Source organism: Prosthecobacter sp., assembly GCF_046154365.1.
Lineage (GTDB): Bacteria > Verrucomicrobiota > Verrucomicrobiia > Verrucomicrobiales > Verrucomicrobiaceae > Prosthecobacter.
Map to the genome: position 1 here is coordinate 1 of NZ_JBJXFV010000175.1, position 18,091 is coordinate 18,091.

Here is an 18,091-nt window from a genome sequence, read left to right on the forward strand (position 1 = left end):
CTGATCGAGCGCATCGAGCGTCGCCACGAGAAACGTCGTCGTGCGGCAGCCAACGCCCTCAAACGCCAACGCAAACGGGAAAAAGTTGCTCCGGCGAAGGCTTCAACCTCCTAACAAAGCAGAACTAAGCTAATCAAAATGGAGATGTGGGTAAGGCGAAGCATGGCTGGGAAGTGAAGTGTCGTCCGAGGTCACCACAATCGAAGGAAAGTCCAACGTATGCAGGTCACTGTGACAAAAGACATGAGGATGAAGAGAAAACCGAAGCGGACAGCGATCAAATCGCCGTGGGTGGGGCTCCGAGGACGGCGGATAACGATAGCCAAGGCCATCAGCCAGTAGGCAGCCATGCTGCAAGCGATCCATTGGCCTAGCTGGCCGCCATCCAGTGCGAGGCTGCCGAGGATTAAGAGCGGAACCTGCACGGCAACTGATGCCAAGAAGTTTCGGCCGTAGCCCTGCGCAACCTTGGCATTGAGCAGAAGCCATCGCACTGGGGTCGTTTTCACAAGGAAGAGTTCCACGATACCGTGTTTTACGCAAACACCTGCTTCACCACCTTGGGATTCTCCACACCAGTGAGCTTCTGATCGAGACCCTGGAACTTGAAGGTGAGACGCTCATGATCCAATCCGGCTGCGGCGAGGATCGTGGCGTGCAGATCGTGCACGCTGACTTTGTCGATGGCGGCCTTGAAGCCGATCTCATCGCTCTCACCGTGGTGGTAGCCGCCTTTGACTCCACCGCCGCACATCCAGACGGTAAAGGCGTGCGGGTTGTGATCGCGACCGGGTTTGGCAGATTTTTGCGAGATCGGCAGGCGGCCAAACTCACCGCCCCAGATGATGAGCGTTTGATCGAGCAGGCCGCGCTGTTCCAGATCGGCGATGAGTGCAGCCACGGGCTGGTCACTCTCATTGGCGAAGCCGCGATGGTTGCCCGCGATGTCGTTGTGACCGTCCCAGCTCTGCTGATTCTCCATACCGCCGCTGTAGATCTGAATGAAGCGCACGCCGCGCTCCACCAAGCGCCGAGCGGTGAGACACTGCGCGGCGAAGTGGCCACAGTGCTTCTCGTTCAAACCGTAGAGCTTCTGGATGTGCTCCGGCTCACCTTTGACATCAAAGGCCTCTGGTGCGGCGGTTTGCATGCGGTAGGCCAGCTCAAAGCTCTCGATGCGAGCGTTGAGTTCGCTCTCGATCGGCGATTCGGCGAGCGCGCTGCGGTTCAATTTCGCCAGCAGGTCGAGCTGGGCGCGCTGACGCTGTGGCGTGAGTGAAGCGGACACCGCGAGGTTATCAATCGGTGCGCCCTTAGGCTTCAGCCAGGTGCCTTGATAGATACTCGGCAGGAAACCCGCGCCCCAATTGGCCGCGCTGCCTTTGGGCAGGCCACGATTCAGCGGATCACTCATCACGACGAAGGAAGGCAGCGAATCACTCTCGCTGCCGAGACCATAGTTGACCCAAGAACCGACGCAGGGGTAGCCCATGCGCGTTTCACCCGTGTTCATCTTGAAAAGCGCGGGCGAGTGGTTGTTCGAGCCCGTCCAGCAGCTGTGAATGAAGCACATCTTATCGACATGCATTGCCGTCTTCGGAAACAGATCGCTGCACCACGTGCCGCTCTGACCGTGCTGTTTGAATTCAAACGGCGAGGCCATCAACGGCCCCACCGAGCCGGGGAAAAAGCCCGTCTTCGGATCAAAACCATCCAGTGCCTTACCATCCCGCTTCTTCAGCTCCGGCTTGTAATCCCACGTATCCACTTGCGACGGCCCACCATTGGCAAAGATCCAAATGATTGACTTCGCCTTCCCACCCACCTGCATCGGCACCTTCGGCGCAAAGGGATTCGATGCCGCCTCGAGCATCGAAGACAACGCCAACATGCCAAAGCCTCCGCCCGCACGGGCGAGCCATTCACGACGAGAGTAAGAGAGTGTGTTCATGTCAGTTTACGTAGATCAATTCATTCAACCCCAGCACGACCTGGCAGTAATCCGCCAGCGAAGCGCCTGATTTCAAATACTCGGCTCCGGTGGCGAGTTCGGTGGGTTTGGGTTCGCGATTGAAACAGATGCGATAAGCCATTGCGATTTGTTTGGGTGCATCGCCAGCGGGTTGGATGCGTTTGGCGAGTCCTTCGGCCCATTGGCGGGCTTGGGGGCTGTTCATCAAGATGAGCGCTTGTGGGGCCACGGTGGTGGTGGGGCGGCTGCCTTGGCTCACAAGTGGCTCGGGCACATCAAAGGCCACCATGCTGCCGATGAGTTGGCTGCGCTTGATGTTGAAGTAGATGCTGCGGCGCTTGCTGTTCTCGTCGCGGGTGCCGGGGCCGAACATGGTTTCATCCAGCAGCCCACTGATGGCCAGCATGCTGTCGCGGATGGCCTCGGCTTCGAGGCGCTGGGGCACGAAGCGCATGAAGAGGCCGTTGTCGGGATCAACGGCTTCCTTTATGGCATCGCGCAGGCTGCTTTGTTTCCACGCTTGGCTGCTGAGGATCAGCTTGTGGATCGGCTTCAGCTTCCAGCCATTGGCGATGAGTTGTCCCGCAAGCCAGTCGAGTAATTCGGGCTGCGAGGATGCGGTGCCAGTCTTGCCAAAGTCATTCACCGTCGGAACGAGCCCTCTGCCGAAATGGTGCTGCCACAAGCGATTCACGATGACACGTGCGAGCAAGGCCCCCGCACCTTGATCGACATCCGTGATCCAATTCGACAGCGAGCGTCGGCGGCCGGAGGTCTTGGTGTCCTTCGGTGGCTGCCACTGCCAGCGCTTGGCATCGCCGGGCTTGCTGAGCACTTGGAGGAAGCTTTGCGTGGCTTCGCCGTCCTTCATGTCAGGGCTGCCGCGCTTGAGGACGTAGGTCTTGTCAAAGAATGGCCCGCCCTGTGTGTGCATGACGATGGGATCGTAGCCCTCGCCGCAGATCATCATGCGCGTGGCACCTGGGACCACGGGCGTGTTCGTTTTGGCGTTCATCGTTGTCTTCGCAGCCGTGACTTTGCCATCAGGCAGCACATCCACATTCATGCGCGTCGTCGTCGTGAAGGTGCTGAGCATGGCGTAGTAGTCGCGTGTGGGGAACGGGTCGAACTTGTGATCATGGCAGCGCGCACAGCCCACGGTGAGGCCCAGCATCGCGCTGCTCGTTGTGCTGAGCATGTCGTCCATCGCATCATAGCGTGTGCGCTCGACTTCGTTCGCGGTGATCTGCGATGGAAACACACCCGCACCGAGAAAGCCCGTCGCCGCGAGCGCCAGCGGGTTCTGCGGCTCGTATTCGTCACCCGCGAGCTGCCATTTCACGAATTGATCATACGGCATGTCCGAGTTCAGCGCCTTGATCACGAAGTCGCGGTAATGAAATGCGAAAGGCCGGTCATAGTCCTGCTCAAAGCCCGTGCTCTCCGCAAAACGAGCCACATCGAGCCAATGCCGCGCCCAGCGCTCGCCGTAACGCGGAGAGGCCAGCAAACGATCTGTCAGAGCAGAAAGATCTGTCTGCTCCGATGAATCCGGCGGCAGTCCGGTGAGGTCGAGAGACAGCCTGCGCACGAGCGTGGCCTTGTCCGCAGGCGGATTAAAGGACATGCCCTTCGCGTTCTTGAGCAGCAGTTCATCAATGGACTTCGCCTTGATCTTCTTCAGCGGTTGAAACGACCACCATTGGCGATCTGCATCCGTGACCACACTCGCATCGCGCTTCGGCTTTTTCCCGGCGACCAGCGGCTCAGCATACGGCGCCCCATCGTCGATCCACGCGGTGATTTTGGCGATCACCTCCGCGCTGAGCTTCGGCTTGTCGTCGGGCATGTGCGGCTCTTTGGCGTGATTGATCTGCTGAACCAGCACGCTGCCTTTGGCATCAAACGGCACCACCACGGTGCCATGCGAGCCGCCACGGAGCAAATCCTCACGCGTGGCCATGTCGAAGTCGCTCTTCACTCTTTCGCCACCATGACAGCGCAGGCAGTTCTCTTTGAGAATGCCCGCCACGTCTTGCTGAAACGACTTCAGGCCGCGCTCCATGCGCTGAGCATGATCAGCTGGCAGGGCGAAGGCAGAGGTGCTGAGAATGAAAAACAGGAATCGCATCAACCACACCATACGCTGGATGACTGTGCCGTTTCATGCCTTAGTTGTGTCTTATCATGGCATCCAGCCGCAAATACCTCAACTACACCACGCCCTGGGGCGTGGACCTCGCCCGTGTGGCCAAATCTGGTTGGACGCCCTTTTTGATCCACGAAAGCGGCTACCAGCATGCCTTGGAGGATTGGAACCATAGCGGCGTCGATTCGCCGTTCTGGCGCTTCTACTACAATCCCAAGCCTGGCTGCCATCTGCTCTTTCAGGGACGCAAAATACCGCTGGAACCCAAAAAAGCCGTCCTCATCCCTGCCGACACCGTTTTCGACTGCTGCGGCCCGGTGCAAGCCTGCCACTTCTGGCTGCACTTCACCACCGCACGTCCGGGTGTGTCCATTCCTGCGGCACCCATCGTCATTTCAGTCGATGACTACCTGCGCGCGATGCTCACCCAACTCATCGCCACCCATAGCCAACGCCCGACACCGTTGCGAGATCATCGTCTGCATCATCTCAGCGCCGCGCTGCTCCATAGCGTCTTCGCCACGCTCGAGATCGACTCACCACCCGCATTGCCCGAGCGCATCGTCGAAGTCCTCGCCCTCATCGCCCGTGCACCGCACAGCAAGCTCTCCAACTCCTTCCTCGCCGAGCGTGCCGGCATGAGCATCGAGCGTTTCATCCGCACCTTCCGCGAGCACACCGGCCAAACACCCGCCGCCTACGTCCTCGCCACGCGCCTTCGCCTTGCCGGCGAAGCCCTCGCCCTCACCGACAAAACCATCGACCAGATCGCCATCGAACACGGCTTCCCCAATCGCCACTACTTCAGTCGCATGTTCGCCCGGCAGGTCGGCTGCGGGCCGTCGGAGTTTCGTGCAAGGCAGCGTGAGCGGAAGGGGCGGTGAACTGGAGCGCGTGTATGGCGAAGCCTACTCGCCTGAATTCTTGGTGATGCGGTGGCGCGGGGGCAAAGTGGCGAGTGGTCTGCGACACACTCGCGCTCCGTCAGATTTGATCTGCAATCTCCTCCGCGGGATAGGTCCAGATTTCGCTGAGCGTGGGATGGTAGTGCGGGATGGTCATGAACTGCTGCACGGTGGCGTGGTAGTGCATGGCGACGGTGACTTCGTGAATCAATTCGGTGGCTTCGGGGCCGACGACGCAGGCGCCGAGGATCTCCCCGGTTTCAGCGTGGGCCAGCAGCTTCACGAAGCCAGCGGTTTCGCCCATGACCATGGATTTGCCGTGGTCGTTGAAGGGATAGCTGGCCTCCAGGAACGAGATGTTCTGTGCTTTGAGCTTCTCGGTCGTTGCGCCAACGACAGCTACCTGCGGATGCGAGAAGACACCGAACAGCAGCAGGCGATAGTCGATGGTTTCGTCGGCAGATTTGCTGTTTAGCAACGCATGCGCATTGCGGGCTGCTATCTCGCCTTGTTGAATCGCGATGTGGACGACATCGAGCGGACTGCACACATCGCCAGCGGCAAAAATGTGCGGCTGGGAGGTCTGCATGCGGTCATTGACGACGACCTTGGTTTTATGCAGCGCTACTTTAGCGTTTTCGAGATCCAGACCGCGTGTTGCGGGCTGGCGGCCCATGGCGAGAAGGATTTGATCGACGTGAATGGCGTGTTTGTGGCCGGCACTGGTGAACTCGATGCGCTTGCGGCCTTCGTGCGATGAAATGCGGTCGAGATGCGTGCCGCAGTGGACCTTCATGCCGCGTTCCGTGTAGGCTTTGACAATCACATCGCTGCATTCGCGGTCGAGGCCGGTGAGAAGCTGGGCGTTGCGCTGAATGAGCGTGATCTGACAGCCCATCGCTTCGAGATAGTGCGCCATTTCGAGAGCGATGGCTCCGCCGCCGAGCACGGCGATGCTCTGTGGCAGTGCATCGGCATCCAGCACGTCATCACTGGTCCAGTAGCCGGTTTCGGCGAGTCCGGGCACGTTGGGAACGGCAACTTCGGAACCGGTGGCGATGCAGAAGCTGCGGGATGTGATTTGAAACGAAGCGGAGCCATCGCGTGGCAGCACTTCAATCGTGTGAGTGTCCACGAAGCGTGCATAGCCGCGATAGAGCGCGAAACGACCGTCTTCGAGCTGACCTTGGCGATAGCTGGCGAAATCGGCGATGAGCGCGCGCTTACGATCACGAATGGCGCGCACATCGACGCCCTGTGAAGTCGCTTTGAGGCCGAACTCCGCCGCGTGACGGATATGAAGCTGTCGGTTGGCGGACTCGATGAGAGTCTTGCTCGGCATGCAGCCGCGCAGGATGCAGAGGCCACTGAGTTCGGCGGCACCGTCGATCACGGCGACGCTTAAGCCGAGGCTGTGCGCAGTGCGTGCCGCTGCATAGCCGCCGCTGCCGCCGCCGATGACCACGAAGTCGAAAGAGTGTTCTGCCATGCGGATGAGTGCAGGGAAGGGGAGGTCTGCGCAAGCCTTGGATCAAACTGTCTGATTTAACCCAAAGTTTGTCCTTCAAAGAATGAGGCCATGTGTCGTAGCATTCAAACGCCAACCCAACCAACGTGGCAAACGCAATCCCATGAACACTCGTCGCTCGTTTCTCTCCCAAGTCATTGCCACAGGTGTCGCTCCTGTTTTTATTCCCGCACATGTGCTGCGTTCGCAAACCGCGCCGTCGAACAAGATCACGCTCGGAGTGATCGGCGTCGGTGCGCAAGGCACGGGCGACATGCGGGCCTTTCTCAATCATGACGATGTGCGGGTGACAGCGCTCTGCGATGTGAACACCAACAACATCGAGCGTGCCAAGGGGATCATTGCCGAGCGCTACGGCAGCGCGGATGTGAAGACGTTCCGTGATTTTCGTGAGTTGAATCGTGACAAGTCGATTGATGCCGTGCTGATGGCGCTGCCAGTGCATTGGCACAGCATTCCGGCCACGGATGCGATTCTCAATGGCAAGCACATCTACCACGAGAAGCCGATGGGCATGTCGATGGCGGAATCGAAGCATGTGCGGGCGGCAGTGAAGAAGACAGGCATCGTGTTTCAGTTCGGCACGCAGCAGCGCAGTGATTTGAAGTTTCGCTGGGCCTGTGAACTGGCACGCAACGGGCGGTTGGGGAAGCTGAAGGAGATTCAAGTCGGCGTTCCCGGCGGGAAGATAGGTCCAGACTTTCCAGAGCAGCCAGTGCCGGAGCATGTGGACTGGGAGCGCTGGGTGGGGCCTGCGCCGATGACGCCCTTCAACGCGGAGAAGCTGAAGCGCGACAATCACGAGAACATCACGAATTTTTCGCTCGGCATGATTTCCTGCTGGGGCATCCACCATCTTGACATCGCTCAGTGGGGCAATGGCACCGATGAAACCGGGCCGATCAGCGTCGAAGGCGAGGCGACCTATCCCGACAAAGGCGGCTGCGATGCAGTGCTGACGTGGAAGATGCGTTTTGAATACGCGAACGCGGCTCCGATCACCTTCGTGAACGAGAAGAACATGGACATCGGGCATGGCACCCGCTTCATCGGTGAAAACGGCTGGGTGCATGTGCTGCGTGGCAACATCAAAGCCAGCGACGATGCCATCCTGCGTGATCCGGCGAACAAGGACGGCACGATGCCGGTCAAGCTGATCGCCAGCGTCGAACACACACGCAATTTTGTGGATGCGATCAAGAACAAGCATCGGGCGATTTGTGACATCGAGACAGCGGTGCGCGCGGATACATTGCCACAGCTCGGCGCGATGATGCTGAAGGCGAAGAGCAAGCTGCTGTGGGATCCGACGATGGAAACGTTCACAAATGACGAGGCCGCGAATGCCTTGATGAATGCACGCCCATTTCGAGGTGAGTGGAAGCTGCCGGAGATCGGGTAAAGGAGCGCGAGTATTCTACTCGCCTTGCTCTCCTGCCGCCTACGCCCACCAGACAAGTGGCGAGTAGGCTTCGCCATACTCGCGCTCCAGCTAGCGGCGTTGCCTTACCGCCTCAAACAAGATCGCAGCACCGGCGGCAGCGACGTTGAGGGATTCCACTGGCGTGTGCAGTGGAATGCGCACGCGATGGTCGCATGCGTTCATGATCTCGGCGCTGGCGCCACGGCCTTCGTTGCCGAGGATGAGCAGCGTGGGCTGCCGCCAGTTGTAGTCGTAGTGAAGCAGTTCGGCATCACCGGTGGCGACGACGCTTTTGATGCCGCGAGCACGGCACGCTTCGATAGCACCGCTGCCGGAGACATCGGCCAGGATCGGCAGACGAAAGGCGGAACCCATCGCGCTACGCAAGGTCTTGGGTGAAAACGCATCGGCGGAGCCAGCGAACGAAAGCAGGCCGCCTGCGCCTGCTGCCTCGGCGGTGCGCACGAGGGTGCCGAGATTGCCGGGGTCTTGAATGCGGTCGAGGCCGAGGATGAGCGGCGATTCGCCGACGAACATGCTGTCGAGCGTCGGCCAGGGACGTTCGGCGATGACGATGAGCCCCTGTGTGGTCATCGTGTCGCTCAAGGATTCGAGCACGGACTCGGAGAGCTGGAAGATGGGGCAGGTGATGCGCTCCAGCAGCTTTTGCTGCGATGGGGTAGGCTCAGCGACTGTGAAGCAGGCATGCAGTTTGAGTTCTGAAGCAACGCACTCGGCCACGAGACGTTCGCCTTCGACGAAGATCAGATCGCGCTCACGGCCTTCGCGCACACGGCGGGCGTGTTTGACGCGTTCGTTGGAGGAACTGGTGATGAGCATGTGAGGTTGGAGCGCGAGTTTCGTAACTCGCCTGACCTTCCTGCGGCAGTGCGATGGAGGCAAGTGGCGAGTGGTCTTCGAATGCGTCTCAGCATGGAGCACGAGTATTCTACTCGCCTGACATTCTTCGCGGCTGGCGGGGTAAGAGAGGTGTTTTTGAGGAAAGACGATCGCGATGGAGATGCGTGAGCGCTGAGTGCGGAAAGTGGCGAGTGGTCTTCGACACACTCGCGCTCCGTTCCGAGCCATCACGCCAAGCGGAACAGCTTCTTCGAATTCTCGAAGAGGATTTTGCGCTCCACGGCCTTGTTCGGCGCGAGTTTGCGGATGGCTGCGATGGTGGCAGCGCCCTGGCAGCCGGGACCGCGGCCGAGGTGATCGGCGCAATCGCTGCCGTAGAGGATTTTGTCCTGATGGCGTTCGAAAAAGGCGGTCGTGTGTGCTTCGTCGCGCGTGAGGGCCACCAGGCCGCTGCCGGCGGACATGTCGGCGAACATATTCGGGTAATCGGCGAGGTAGCGATCCGTCAATCCGCCGGGAGTGATCTTGCCCTTCGGGTAATTCACCTTCTGGTCATGATTCTTGTCGATGTTGCCCCAAAACGCCTGCGCATGGCCGATGAAGTTGGTCTTTGGAAACTTCGCCAGCATCGTGTGCAGACGTTCGTAACCGAGGTTGTAGGTCTGGTGCTGGAAGTGCAGGAGGATCGGCACGTTGTAGGCGGCGGCGAGTTCGTAGAGCTTCTGGCTCTCGGCTGAATCGCACTCCACCTTGAACTTCTGCTCGCCAATGATGCACGCTCCCTGCTTGAGCCATTTCTCGATTTCCGCAGGAGCCGTGTCGAGATCAGTGACCTCGTTCGCGCCCCAGAGATAGGCGTCGGGATGCGCCTTGGCAAAGTTGAAGGCGTCCTGCGTGGTGCCGCAGCGGGCGGCGAGACCGTTGGATTTGCCGTTGTGCGTCGAGGGCCGGTCCAGCCACGTGCCGCCGGGAAGAATGATCGTGGTGGTGATGCCCATCGCCTTCTGATGCGCGAGCAGATGCTCGTCCAGTCGGTCGTGATAATGCGTGTGCTGATGGATGTCGATGATCGGCTCGGCGGCGCTGGAGGTTTGCGCAAAACTGCGTGCGGCAAGGGCGCTGAGGCTTGTGGTCAGGAAGGTGCGACGTGAAGTCATGAACGAATTACGACAGTCGCGGAGCTATGTTGCGGTGCGGTGGTAATCTTGGTCGTCGATGGAAACGTCTGGCTTAGGCGACCAAGACGTTCTTCTAGTTGCCAGCAGCGTTTTTGCTCGTCGAGATAGTTGGTGTTTCAGCCATCGAATCTCACCTCCGTTACTCTCAAGTCAAAATCAAATCCGAGATCAACATCAAGGTTGTTGAACGCCGCTGTTCCTTTATACCACAAATGCGCACTTCCATCGGTGTAAAAGCAAACCAGCCTTAGAGACAGTTCAGAGAGAAGATCTTCCGGAGTCCTCTTCCATCGGCCGCCGAAGTATGCTTGGTGCTTCTGGTAGATTTTTGGTGCAGTTTCTCTGAGTATTTGGCCCTCATGAATCAGAAGTAAATGCCAAGTCTCCTCGCACCTCTGAAGAAAGTCCGCCCAATCAAGAGTCATCTCCGAATCACCGACCAATGCCACCTCGATTTCCTTTTCGGGACGACCACGGTAGATGCCGTTAAGACTGGGCCAATCTGGAAGTTCGTTATCCCAAACGAGTTGCGCAAAGATTTGGCTTTGGGGCACTGGAGGCATAAACGGTACGGATGGCTAATAGATTGATTGAAGCGCTCTTGGATGTCGATTGACATCCTATGCCGTTGCTGGGCAACCAAAAGGTCGGTTTGCACGCGCATAGGATTGCAAATCGGTTTTGTGAATAGTGCGAAGTCGAGTCTTGACCACCTTACCGCTTCGCCTTCGTCGCGATGGCTTTGTAGTAGCTTTCAATGGCGGCGCGGTATTCGGGGGCGGCTTCGCTTCGGGTGGCTTCGGTGAGGTCGTCGGCCATTTTTTGTGGGAGGTGGCCCCAGTCGCCGTTCACGAGGACGGTGATTTGGCCGAGGACGCCGTCTTGAAGCTGGGTGGATTGATTGCCGCCTTCAGCGGACTGGGCCTGCGAGTTTTGGCCCTGCTGTTTGTTCTGCGCCTGCTGCTGGCTGGGTTTTTGTCCCGGCGTCTGGCCCTGATTGCGGGCGTCGGCCATGCTTTGCTGCTGGGCCTGCTGGGCGTCGTTCAAACTCTGCTGCGCCTGCTGGCCTTGCTGCTGACCGGCCTGCTGTTGCTGGCCGTTTTGCGATGGTTGCGCGCTCTGCATCGGATGAAGCTGCGCATCAAGCTGATCAAGCGCCTGGGCGAGCATCTGACCCTGAAGTTGTTCGAGCGGAGAAGCGAGCATCGGCGGCGCGGTCTGGCTGGCGGTTGCTTCGGCGGCTTTGGCAGCTTGAGCGGCGCTGGCCTGGCTTTGCTGTGCGGCTTGCGGATTTGGCACAGGGTTGGCCTGCGTGGCTTCGGCTTTTTGCGCGGCCTGCTGCAATTGATTGCTGGCCTGTGCGACCTGCTGCGCGGCTTCTTTGTCGCCAAGACGCTGCTGATGGCGTGAGACGCGGGAGAGATCATTCGCGGCCTGCTTCTGCGCCATGCCGTTTTGCACGGCCTGCTGCGTTTCTTTGGCAACGGCCTGTTCGGCCAGCTGCGCGGTGTTCTTCGCGGTCTCGGCCAAAGCTTTCTTCATCGACGGATTTTTCGGCAGTTCCTTCTCCAGCGCTTCCAGCACGGCCTGCGGATTTTGCGTGGCATCCTTGGCCATCTCCGCAAGCTCCTGCGCGCGCTGGTAGGCTTCATCGAGCGGCTCCTGCACGCCGAGTTCCTGCTCCATCTTTTGCATGGCGGCCTGATCGGCTGCGGTGAGCTGCTCACCTTGTTCGGCCTTCTGCATGTTCTGCGCGAGCTGCTGAAGGGCCTGCGCGGTCTGCTGCTGCGCATCGGCGGCGGCCTGAAGGTTTTGCGCCTGTGGCTGGCTCTGCGTGGCCTGCGCGGCCTGTTTCAAATTTTGCGCGATCTGCGGCGACTTCTGCTGCATCTGCGCGAGCGCGACATCGGCGGTGCGTGACATCTGGGCTTCGGGTTTTTGCGCCAAGTTGGCGGCGTTGGCCTCCTGGCGCAGCGCGGCTTGCAGCGCGGTCATTTTTTCGGCATTGGCGGCGGCTTCGGGGCGCAGTTCCTGGGCTTTTTCGGCGACTTTCTCGACGGGCTTCTCGGCCTTCGCGTCATTCGCGGCGGTTTGGGTTTCCTTCTGCGTTTTGGTGAGGTCTTCGGCGACGCGTTTCATCATCTCGCTGACTTCCGGCGTGAGCGCGGCGAGCTGGGCGCGGGCGGCGTCGATCTGCGGCTGCAACTGCGCGGCGAGTTCGTTCGCTTTCTTCTGTGCGTCGGCGGTGGCCTGCTGCGCGGGTTGATTGTTCAACGGCTGACCGGGCTGCTGCTGCGCGGCTTCACGCGCGAGGTTTTTGTTCTGCTCGGCGGCATTGCGCGAGGCATCGCTGGCCTGCTGCGCGGCCTGACGCAGGTTGTTCGCGGCCTGCGGATCGGTCTTCTGCATCGCTTCGGCAAGGCGGGCACGATTGATCTTTTCGGGAATCTGCTGGAGCGCTTCAGCGGCGGCTTTGGCCTGCGCGGCGGTTTGCGCGAGGTCTTGCTGGTTCTGCGGCTGCATCGCTTCGGTTTGTGCGGCTTCGAGTGCCTGCGCGGCATCTTGCGCGAGTGCATCGGCTTCCAGCGCACGCGTGGCTTGCGCGAGCTGTTCGGCCTGCTGTTTCAAATTGGTCATCGCCTTGGTGGCTGCAGATGGCGGCGCATTACTGCGACGTGCCTTCTCGGCTTCTTCGGGTGAGGGCAGGGGAAGCTTCTTCGCTTCGGCGGTCTGACGTGCGAGTTCATCGGCGGCACGGCTAGCGCGATTCATGTCGAGCGCGGCCTGATTGTTCGTCAGTTGATTCTGCTCACGCAATTCGGCCTGGTCCTGGAGTTGCTTCGCGGCTTCGGCGAGTTGCTTCTCGGCTTTCTCAGCAGGTGTGAGGCCGTCGCGATCATTGCGTTTGTTCTGCTTTGGATCGCGTGTTGCGTTCTCAGCCAAGGCGAGAGCACCTTTTGCTTCTTCGAGTTTGGCGAGCGCGGGATTGTCCTGACGGGCAAGCTGTTCGCGGCGTTGCGCGGCTTCGTTCATTGTCTGCTCGGCGATGTTGCGGCTGACATCGGCGGCCTGCTGCAAACGACTGCGCAGATTGTCGGAGGCGCCGTAGAGATGCTCGGGGCTTTTGGTCTGCTCGGGTTTGTCGAGGCTGCTGGCGAGATCGGCGGCGGTCTCGTTGAGTTTTTTGTCGATGTCCTGCATCTGACCGCGATTGCGGCCGTTCTGCGTTTCATCGAGCTGCTGCAGGTCTTTTTGCAGGGTTTTCGACTGCGCCATAAGCGCGCGCTGCTGCTCCTGCCATTTGGGGCGCTGTTCGGCATCACGGTTGGCCTGCAGGGCGTTTTCGGTGAGCATCTTCGACTGCCGCTGAAGCTGCTGGGATTCCTGTGCGGCGATTTTGGCCGTGTCTTCAGCGGCAAAGGCGCGTGCGGCGTCAGCGATGCTGTTGGAGCTTGCGGAGGCTTCGCTGGCAGCACGTTTGAGCTGCTCTGGGTTTTCAATCGCGTCACTGTTGAGTTTTTCCAGCTCAGGGAGTTGCTCGCGGCGCATTTGTGCAAGGCGTTCACCGAGCAACTGGGCTTCGGTAGCATCAAGTTGGTTCGGCGCATCGCGTGAGGCTTCCTTGAGGGCGTTCCACAGCTCCTCCGTTTGCGCTTTGACCTGCTCCAATTTTTCCTGGGCACTGGCGACGGCGTTTTCGGCCTCGTTCTTCGCCGCATTCGGGTCTTTGCGTGCGTTGCGCTCGGTCTTGCGGACTTTTTCGAGATCTTTGCGGAGTTCGTGAGTCTGTTCGTTGAGGCGCTCAGCCTTCTGTGCGAGACGGCGCTGCGATTCGGCCCACTCACGCTGACGTGGGTCGATGGTTTGTTCGAGAATGATGATGCGGACGGGCGGTGACTCGGCCTTCTGGCCTTTGAGGTCGATGGCGATGAGCTTGATGAGCAGGGCGTCGCCGGTTTTCACACCGAGCGGTGCGAGCGGCAGCAGCGTCTGCACGGGGGCTTCTTTGGCGGACTTGGTGAAAGGCAGGTCGCGCTCGGTCCAGTTCGCGCCGTTGATGGCGTGGGCGAGTTTGACGGCGCCGAGACCGACATCGTCGGTGGCGATAGCGGCGATGCGCACAGCTTCATCGGGCAGCAGTTCAATTTGTTCGCCGGGTTCGTTGATCTGCGCGGTGGGCGGCAGATCAGGAATGGCGGTGATGCGCCAGGGCGTGCTTTCCTCGTTGGTGAAGCCGGTCTCCTGCGACTTCAAAGCGATCTGCCACGAGCCGTGCGCGGCTTTGATGGCGATGTCGGTGGTGAGCAGGCCGTTGGCGTCGGTTTTGACCGCAGTGGTGAATTTTTCGGTGAGATCGGGATTGATGACGATGTCGCTCTGCGAGACGGGTTGGTTGGTTTTGAGCGTGAGTTTGATGATGGAACCGTCGAGCGCTTCGAGATCGCCGTGATCCTCGGTGAGTTTGGTTTCCTGCCAACCGGAGTAAGCCGGCGGCACGATGGTCTTGGTGAACTCGACAATGCGCGGACGAGCGCGGGCGCTGAGTGTGCGCCATGGTGTGATGGCATCGGCGGCGTGAATGCGGTAGTGCACATCCGTCTGGCCGACTGGCACAACGCCTTCAAAGCGTGTGGCACCGACGCCCGACAGTTCGGTGCGACGCGGCTTTGAGCCTTCCATTTGAAACTCCAGCGTGGCGAGCGCGGGCTTCGGGCCTTCGGTTTCGATGATCAGCGGCACTTCGGAGCCGATGGGGGCGAGCGCGTTGGCTTTGACCGGCTCCAGAATGCGGATTTTGACCGAGGCAGGACGTTCGAGGTTCGCAAACGGCAGCGCCGCACGCGCGAGGAAGCCGCGCATGTTCAAGCCAGGAATACAGCAGAGCACGAGGATGACACCCACCACGCCACCTGTGGCGATGAACCACGGTTTGAGCGTGCGGGTCGGCAGCTTTTTCGTCCAATCGATGCCTTCAACTGCGGCGGCGACATCGTCCTGCAATTTCTCGCGGAACTCGACGGAATCCTTCACGTTCACGCCATCACGCGGATCAGCGAGTTCGACGGCGGCGAGCAGGCGCTCATGTAGCGCGGGTTCAGCGGACTCGATCAGCTTGGCGGTGCCTTCCTTGCCACTGGCCTGCGCGATGAAGCGCCAGGCAACTTTCCATGCCGCGAAAATGGCTCCGGCATACACAAGCAGCGAGAGCCAGGGACGAATCACATCAGGCATGAACCACACACGGTCGAGGACGGCGATGACGGTGAAGGCCGTGAGGGCAATCGCGATGCCGCAGAGAAGCGCACGGGTTTGAAGCAGATGCTGGCGGCGCAGGCGAAAGCGTTGCAGAGCTTCGTGCGTGGCGGGGCGGAGGGCGAGGTTCATGAGGGTGCAGGCTTAACGCTGGCGCGGAGAGCTTCTTTTCGGGTTCAGGGACGATGCCGATCACTGAGGAAGAACTGTGCAGCAGAGAGCGCACCACCTTTCTTCGCATCCGACGACCAGCACAAGTGCGTTCTCCTGGGGCACGCATTGGCTCAAAAGAATCACGGCAAAACCAAAAAACTTACTTTCTGCGGAGTATGATTGGGCATAAATATCATCGAAACAGCCCTGCGTCAGAACACTGAAACCAGATTCATTGTGGAAAGTCCAGAACCGACACGATCAACACCGCCGCCATCCGCTTTGGGCCTGCCCATGGCTATGCCACAGGCGGAAGGGATGAATCCATTCGCCGACGATGTTTGTGCCGGACCGTTTGGTGTGGAGGAGAATCGTTCGGTGCCGGGCTTGAACGTGGACATTCTGGGGCAGTTGACCTCGACGATTGATGAACGTCAGAGCAGTGCCGGGCGTGCGGGCGGGCAGCCGTTGCTGCTGCTCACGGCACCGCGTGCGGGTTACGGCAAGACGCATCTGCTGGGACGCCTCGCGGCGGCGGCGGGTGGTCAGGTGGTGCTGGTGCCGCTGGCGTTTCGTCTCGAAGATGAAATCGGCATTTCCGCCGTGGCGGTGCGCGGTCTGGAATCCATGGCGCGTGCGGATACGCCGCGTGAAGGCTGGACACGGCTACGAGAAGCCTGCGCAGGCGTATGCGCGATGCTGGTGCGGCGTTTGATCGAAAGCGGGACGCTGCCGTGCGCGAATCCAGAGCAGGCGCTGCGAGTGTTGAACGGTGATCCGGTGGAAGTTTTTGATCTGAACGGCAGCGCCCGCTTGATCGGCGAATGGGTGCGGCGTTTTGAGGCCCAACTGCGCAAGCCGATGACTGAACAGGCGATGAAGCGTGTGCCAGCGATTCCTGCGGCGCTGGAATCCTGGGTGGATGCGATGCTCAACCACGCGCTGGACGGCGGCATGTCGAAGATGGCCGTGCTGCGCACGCTGGCGGCGGATGAATCGAATGAAGGCCCGGTGACGTGGCTGCGGCTGCTCGGCCTGTGGCGGCCGGTGGTGCTGCTGGTGGATCACCTGGATGCGTATTATCGCAATCCCGAGGCTGGACTGCGCATCGCCTCGCTGCTGCTCGACATGTCGGAGATGGACGGCGTGCATGTGGTGCTGAGTTTGAATCAGGATGTGTGGCAGGCGACGTTTGGTCATCATTTGCCGAGTGCGATGGAGGACCGCCTCACCGCGTCGCAGATGCTGCTGCGTGGCATTGGCGAAACTGAGGCTGCCTTGCTGCTGAGGATGCGATTGCAGCAGGCACGCGTGCCAGCGGATGACGTTCGTGAATTCACGTCGTTCATGGACGTGAAGCGCTATTTCCTTGGCCGACCGCTGGGTTCGGTGTCCGCACGTGCCTTCCTGCGGCATGCGGCGAAGCAGTGGGAATTTTTCCAGCAGACGCTGGCTTCACCACTGGCTCCGGCGTCGATTTCACCGCAGGCCATGATGCCTGAGCCGGACGAAGCAGGCGTGGTGCCGCTGCTGACGGAAACGATTCCCGCCGATGAACCGCCGCCGGGCGAGGTGACGATTTTTGACTCCGCCACGACGGCGCAGATGAAGCTCATGGCCGAGGGCCTGGCTGAACCGGAGCGTGCATTGCCGCAGGAGAACGAAGCGCCGCTGCCTGCCACCAACGGCACCCATGGGACGCATCTGCCGCCGCCCAGTGAGGCCAAGGTGGCGGTTATGGCCTCTCACGATGCGGAACCGGCTCCGCAGGCGCAGTTCTCGCCGAGTTCGGCGGGTGCGTTTGAAAATTTGCGCGAAATGCTTGGTAAACTGCGTCAGCCGAGTGTTCCGGCTCCCAGCGCGGATGACAACAGCACGCATGTCGTGGCGAAACGACTCGCGGGTGTGATGAGCGCTGCCGCACCGGCTCTGGCGGCGCATCCGGCCATGCCCGCACCGGCGTTCGTGGCTGCAGCGGCTCCGGCAGCGGTATCTGCGGTCGCAACAGTTCCGGTGCATGCCGAGCGTGATGCGCTGCTCGGTCGTTACGAGGCGCTGCGGCTGCAAATGTCGGCGGAGGCCGATTCACTGCCGCTGGATTACACGAAGCTGGCCGAGCTGATCCGGCTGGCGGGCAAGCGTTTCCCGCTCGTGCGTTTCAGCGAGCATGAACTGCCCGGCATGACGGGCCGTTATGTGATGTGCTGGTCGCTGCAAGGGCTGGAGATCGTCTTCGGACTCGCCAATTTTGCCGACAGCTCCTACTGGCGCACGCTGGCTGGTTTCGCCGCCGGTCGTCTCGCCGAGCAGGGTGCCAACGCGGCCGATGCCGCACCGAAGCTCAAGATCGCCACATTCAAAACCGAGCGTGAGCAGCCGAGCTGGGCCATCCTCCAGCACAGCACCGCCTTCCCCGATGAGTTGAGGGCGCATGTGGATGCGATTCATCTCGATCCCCTGAGCGTGGCTGCGCTCTATGCCATGCAGCGCATCATCAAGGAATCCGAAAGCGGCTCCCTGCAGGCCACGCCCGCACAGGTGATGAGCGTGCTGGCGCGTGAGCTGGACTTCTTCTGGAAGCGTGTGACGCGGGCGGGGTGAGATGTTGGTCGCAATTGTCGCATGGACACTCGCGCACCCAATCTGAGTCAATCAAAGCCCGGCGGTCT

The 18,091-nt window shown here is 60.4% G+C and carries 11 protein-coding genes; 3 read left to right on the forward strand and 8 right to left on the reverse strand.

Going from position 1 to position 18,091, the window contains the following annotated elements; genetic code table 11:
- Window positions 1-191 precede the first annotated feature (191 nt).
- Genes ACKVY0_RS22435 through ACKVY0_RS22445 form a run of 3 tightly spaced genes read right to left on the reverse strand, consistent with a single transcriptional unit; the run spans window position 192 to window position 4,037 of the window.
- Window positions 192-524 (reverse strand): hypothetical protein, encoded by a 333-nt coding sequence (locus ACKVY0_RS22435; RefSeq protein ID WP_409217088.1) that lies wholly within the window; start codon window positions 522-524, stop codon window positions 192-194.
- Between the two features lie 11 nt (window positions 525-535).
- Window positions 536-1,951 carry a DUF1501 domain-containing protein gene (locus ACKVY0_RS22440; RefSeq protein WP_409217089.1) on the reverse strand — a complete coding sequence of 472 codons (1,416 nt, stop codon included), beginning with the start codon at window positions 1,949-1,951 and terminating at the stop codon, window positions 536-538.
- A 1-nt stretch (window position 1,952) separates the two neighbouring features.
- Entirely contained in the window at window positions 1,953-4,037 is a 2,085-nt protein-coding gene (locus tag ACKVY0_RS22445) for a PSD1 and planctomycete cytochrome C domain-containing protein (protein ID WP_409217090.1), read from the reverse strand.
- A 122-nt stretch (window positions 4,038-4,159) separates the two neighbouring features.
- On the opposite strand from ACKVY0_RS22445, the gene ACKVY0_RS22450 reads away from it, so the two are divergent.
- Window positions 4,160-5,005, forward strand: a complete 846-nt coding sequence (locus ACKVY0_RS22450; RefSeq protein WP_409217091.1) for a helix-turn-helix domain-containing protein — start codon at window positions 4,160-4,162, stop codon at window positions 5,003-5,005.
- Between the two features lie 100 nt (window positions 5,006-5,105).
- Here the strand turns inward: ACKVY0_RS22450 and ACKVY0_RS22455 are convergent, their stop codons facing one another.
- Window positions 5,106-6,515 carry a dihydrolipoyl dehydrogenase family protein gene (locus ACKVY0_RS22455; RefSeq protein ID WP_409217092.1) on the reverse strand — a complete coding sequence of 470 codons (1,410 nt, stop codon included), beginning with the start codon at window positions 6,513-6,515 and terminating at the stop codon, window positions 5,106-5,108.
- Between the two features lie 142 nt (window positions 6,516-6,657).
- Between ACKVY0_RS22455 and ACKVY0_RS22460 the strand changes: the two genes are divergently transcribed.
- A complete protein-coding gene (locus ACKVY0_RS22460; protein WP_409217093.1) occupies window positions 6,658-7,956 on the forward strand; it encodes a Gfo/Idh/MocA family protein in 1,299 nt (432 codons plus the stop codon).
- Window positions 7,957-8,046: 90 nt separating this feature from the next.
- Here the strand turns inward: ACKVY0_RS22460 and ACKVY0_RS22465 are convergent, their stop codons facing one another.
- The 4 genes from ACKVY0_RS22465 to ACKVY0_RS22480 all read right to left on the reverse strand — a co-directional run bounded on the left by ACKVY0_RS22465 (window position 8,047) and on the right by ACKVY0_RS22480 (window position 15,401).
- Entirely contained in the window at window positions 8,047-8,817 is a 771-nt protein-coding gene (locus ACKVY0_RS22465) for a TrmH family RNA methyltransferase (protein WP_409217094.1), read from the reverse strand.
- 248 nt (window positions 8,818-9,065) lie between these two features.
- The gene (locus ACKVY0_RS22470; protein WP_409217095.1) at window positions 9,066-9,995 is read right to left on the reverse strand and encodes an amidohydrolase family protein; all 930 of its coding nucleotides are present in this window, start codon (window positions 9,993-9,995) and stop codon (window positions 9,066-9,068) included.
- 137 nt (window positions 9,996-10,132) lie between these two features.
- On the reverse strand, window positions 10,133-10,570 hold the full coding sequence (locus tag ACKVY0_RS22475; RefSeq protein WP_409217096.1) for a hypothetical protein: 438 nt from the start codon (window positions 10,568-10,570) through the stop codon (window positions 10,133-10,135).
- A 160-nt stretch (window positions 10,571-10,730) separates the two neighbouring features.
- Window positions 10,731-15,401: a hypothetical protein gene (locus ACKVY0_RS22480; RefSeq protein ID WP_409217097.1), complete on the reverse strand. Its 4,671-nt coding sequence runs from the start codon at window positions 15,399-15,401 to the stop codon at window positions 10,731-10,733.
- 339 nt (window positions 15,402-15,740) lie between these two features.
- Between ACKVY0_RS22480 and ACKVY0_RS22485 the strand changes: the two genes are divergently transcribed.
- On the forward strand, window positions 15,741-18,023 hold the full coding sequence (locus ACKVY0_RS22485) for a hypothetical protein (protein ID WP_409217098.1): 2,283 nt from the start codon (window positions 15,741-15,743) through the stop codon (window positions 18,021-18,023).
- The last annotated feature ends 68 nt before the right edge of the window (window positions 18,024-18,091 follow it).

Excerpts from the sequence above, each read along its gene's own strand:
- ACKVY0_RS22470 (WP_409217095.1), bottom strand. The coding sequence starts at position 9,995 with ATGACTTCACGTCGCACCTTCCTGACCACAAGCCTCAGCGCCCTTGCC.
- ACKVY0_RS22460 (WP_409217093.1), top strand. The coding sequence starts at position 6,658 with ATGAACACTCGTCGCTCGTTTCTCTCCCAAGTCATTGCCACAGGTGTC.
- ACKVY0_RS22465 (WP_409217094.1), bottom strand. The coding sequence starts at position 8,817 with ATGCTCATCACCAGTTCCTCCAACGAACGCGTCAAACACGCCCGCCGT.
- ACKVY0_RS22480 (WP_409217097.1), bottom strand. The coding sequence starts at position 15,401 with ATGAACCTCGCCCTCCGCCCCGCCACGCACGAAGCTCTGCAACGCTTT.
- ACKVY0_RS22450 (WP_409217091.1), top strand. The coding sequence starts at position 4,160 with ATGGCATCCAGCCGCAAATACCTCAACTACACCACGCCCTGGGGCGTG.
- ACKVY0_RS22455 (WP_409217092.1), bottom strand. The coding sequence starts at position 6,515 with ATGGCAGAACACTCTTTCGACTTCGTGGTCATCGGCGGCGGCAGCGGC.
- ACKVY0_RS22440 (WP_409217089.1), bottom strand. The coding sequence starts at position 1,951 with ATGAACACACTCTCTTACTCTCGTCGTGAATGGCTCGCCCGTGCGGGC.
- ACKVY0_RS22445 (WP_409217090.1), bottom strand. The coding sequence starts at position 4,037 with ATGGAGCGCGGCCTGAAGTCGTTTCAGCAAGACGTGGCGGGCATTCTC.
- ACKVY0_RS22485 (WP_409217098.1), top strand. The coding sequence starts at position 15,741 with ATGAATCCATTCGCCGACGATGTTTGTGCCGGACCGTTTGGTGTGGAG.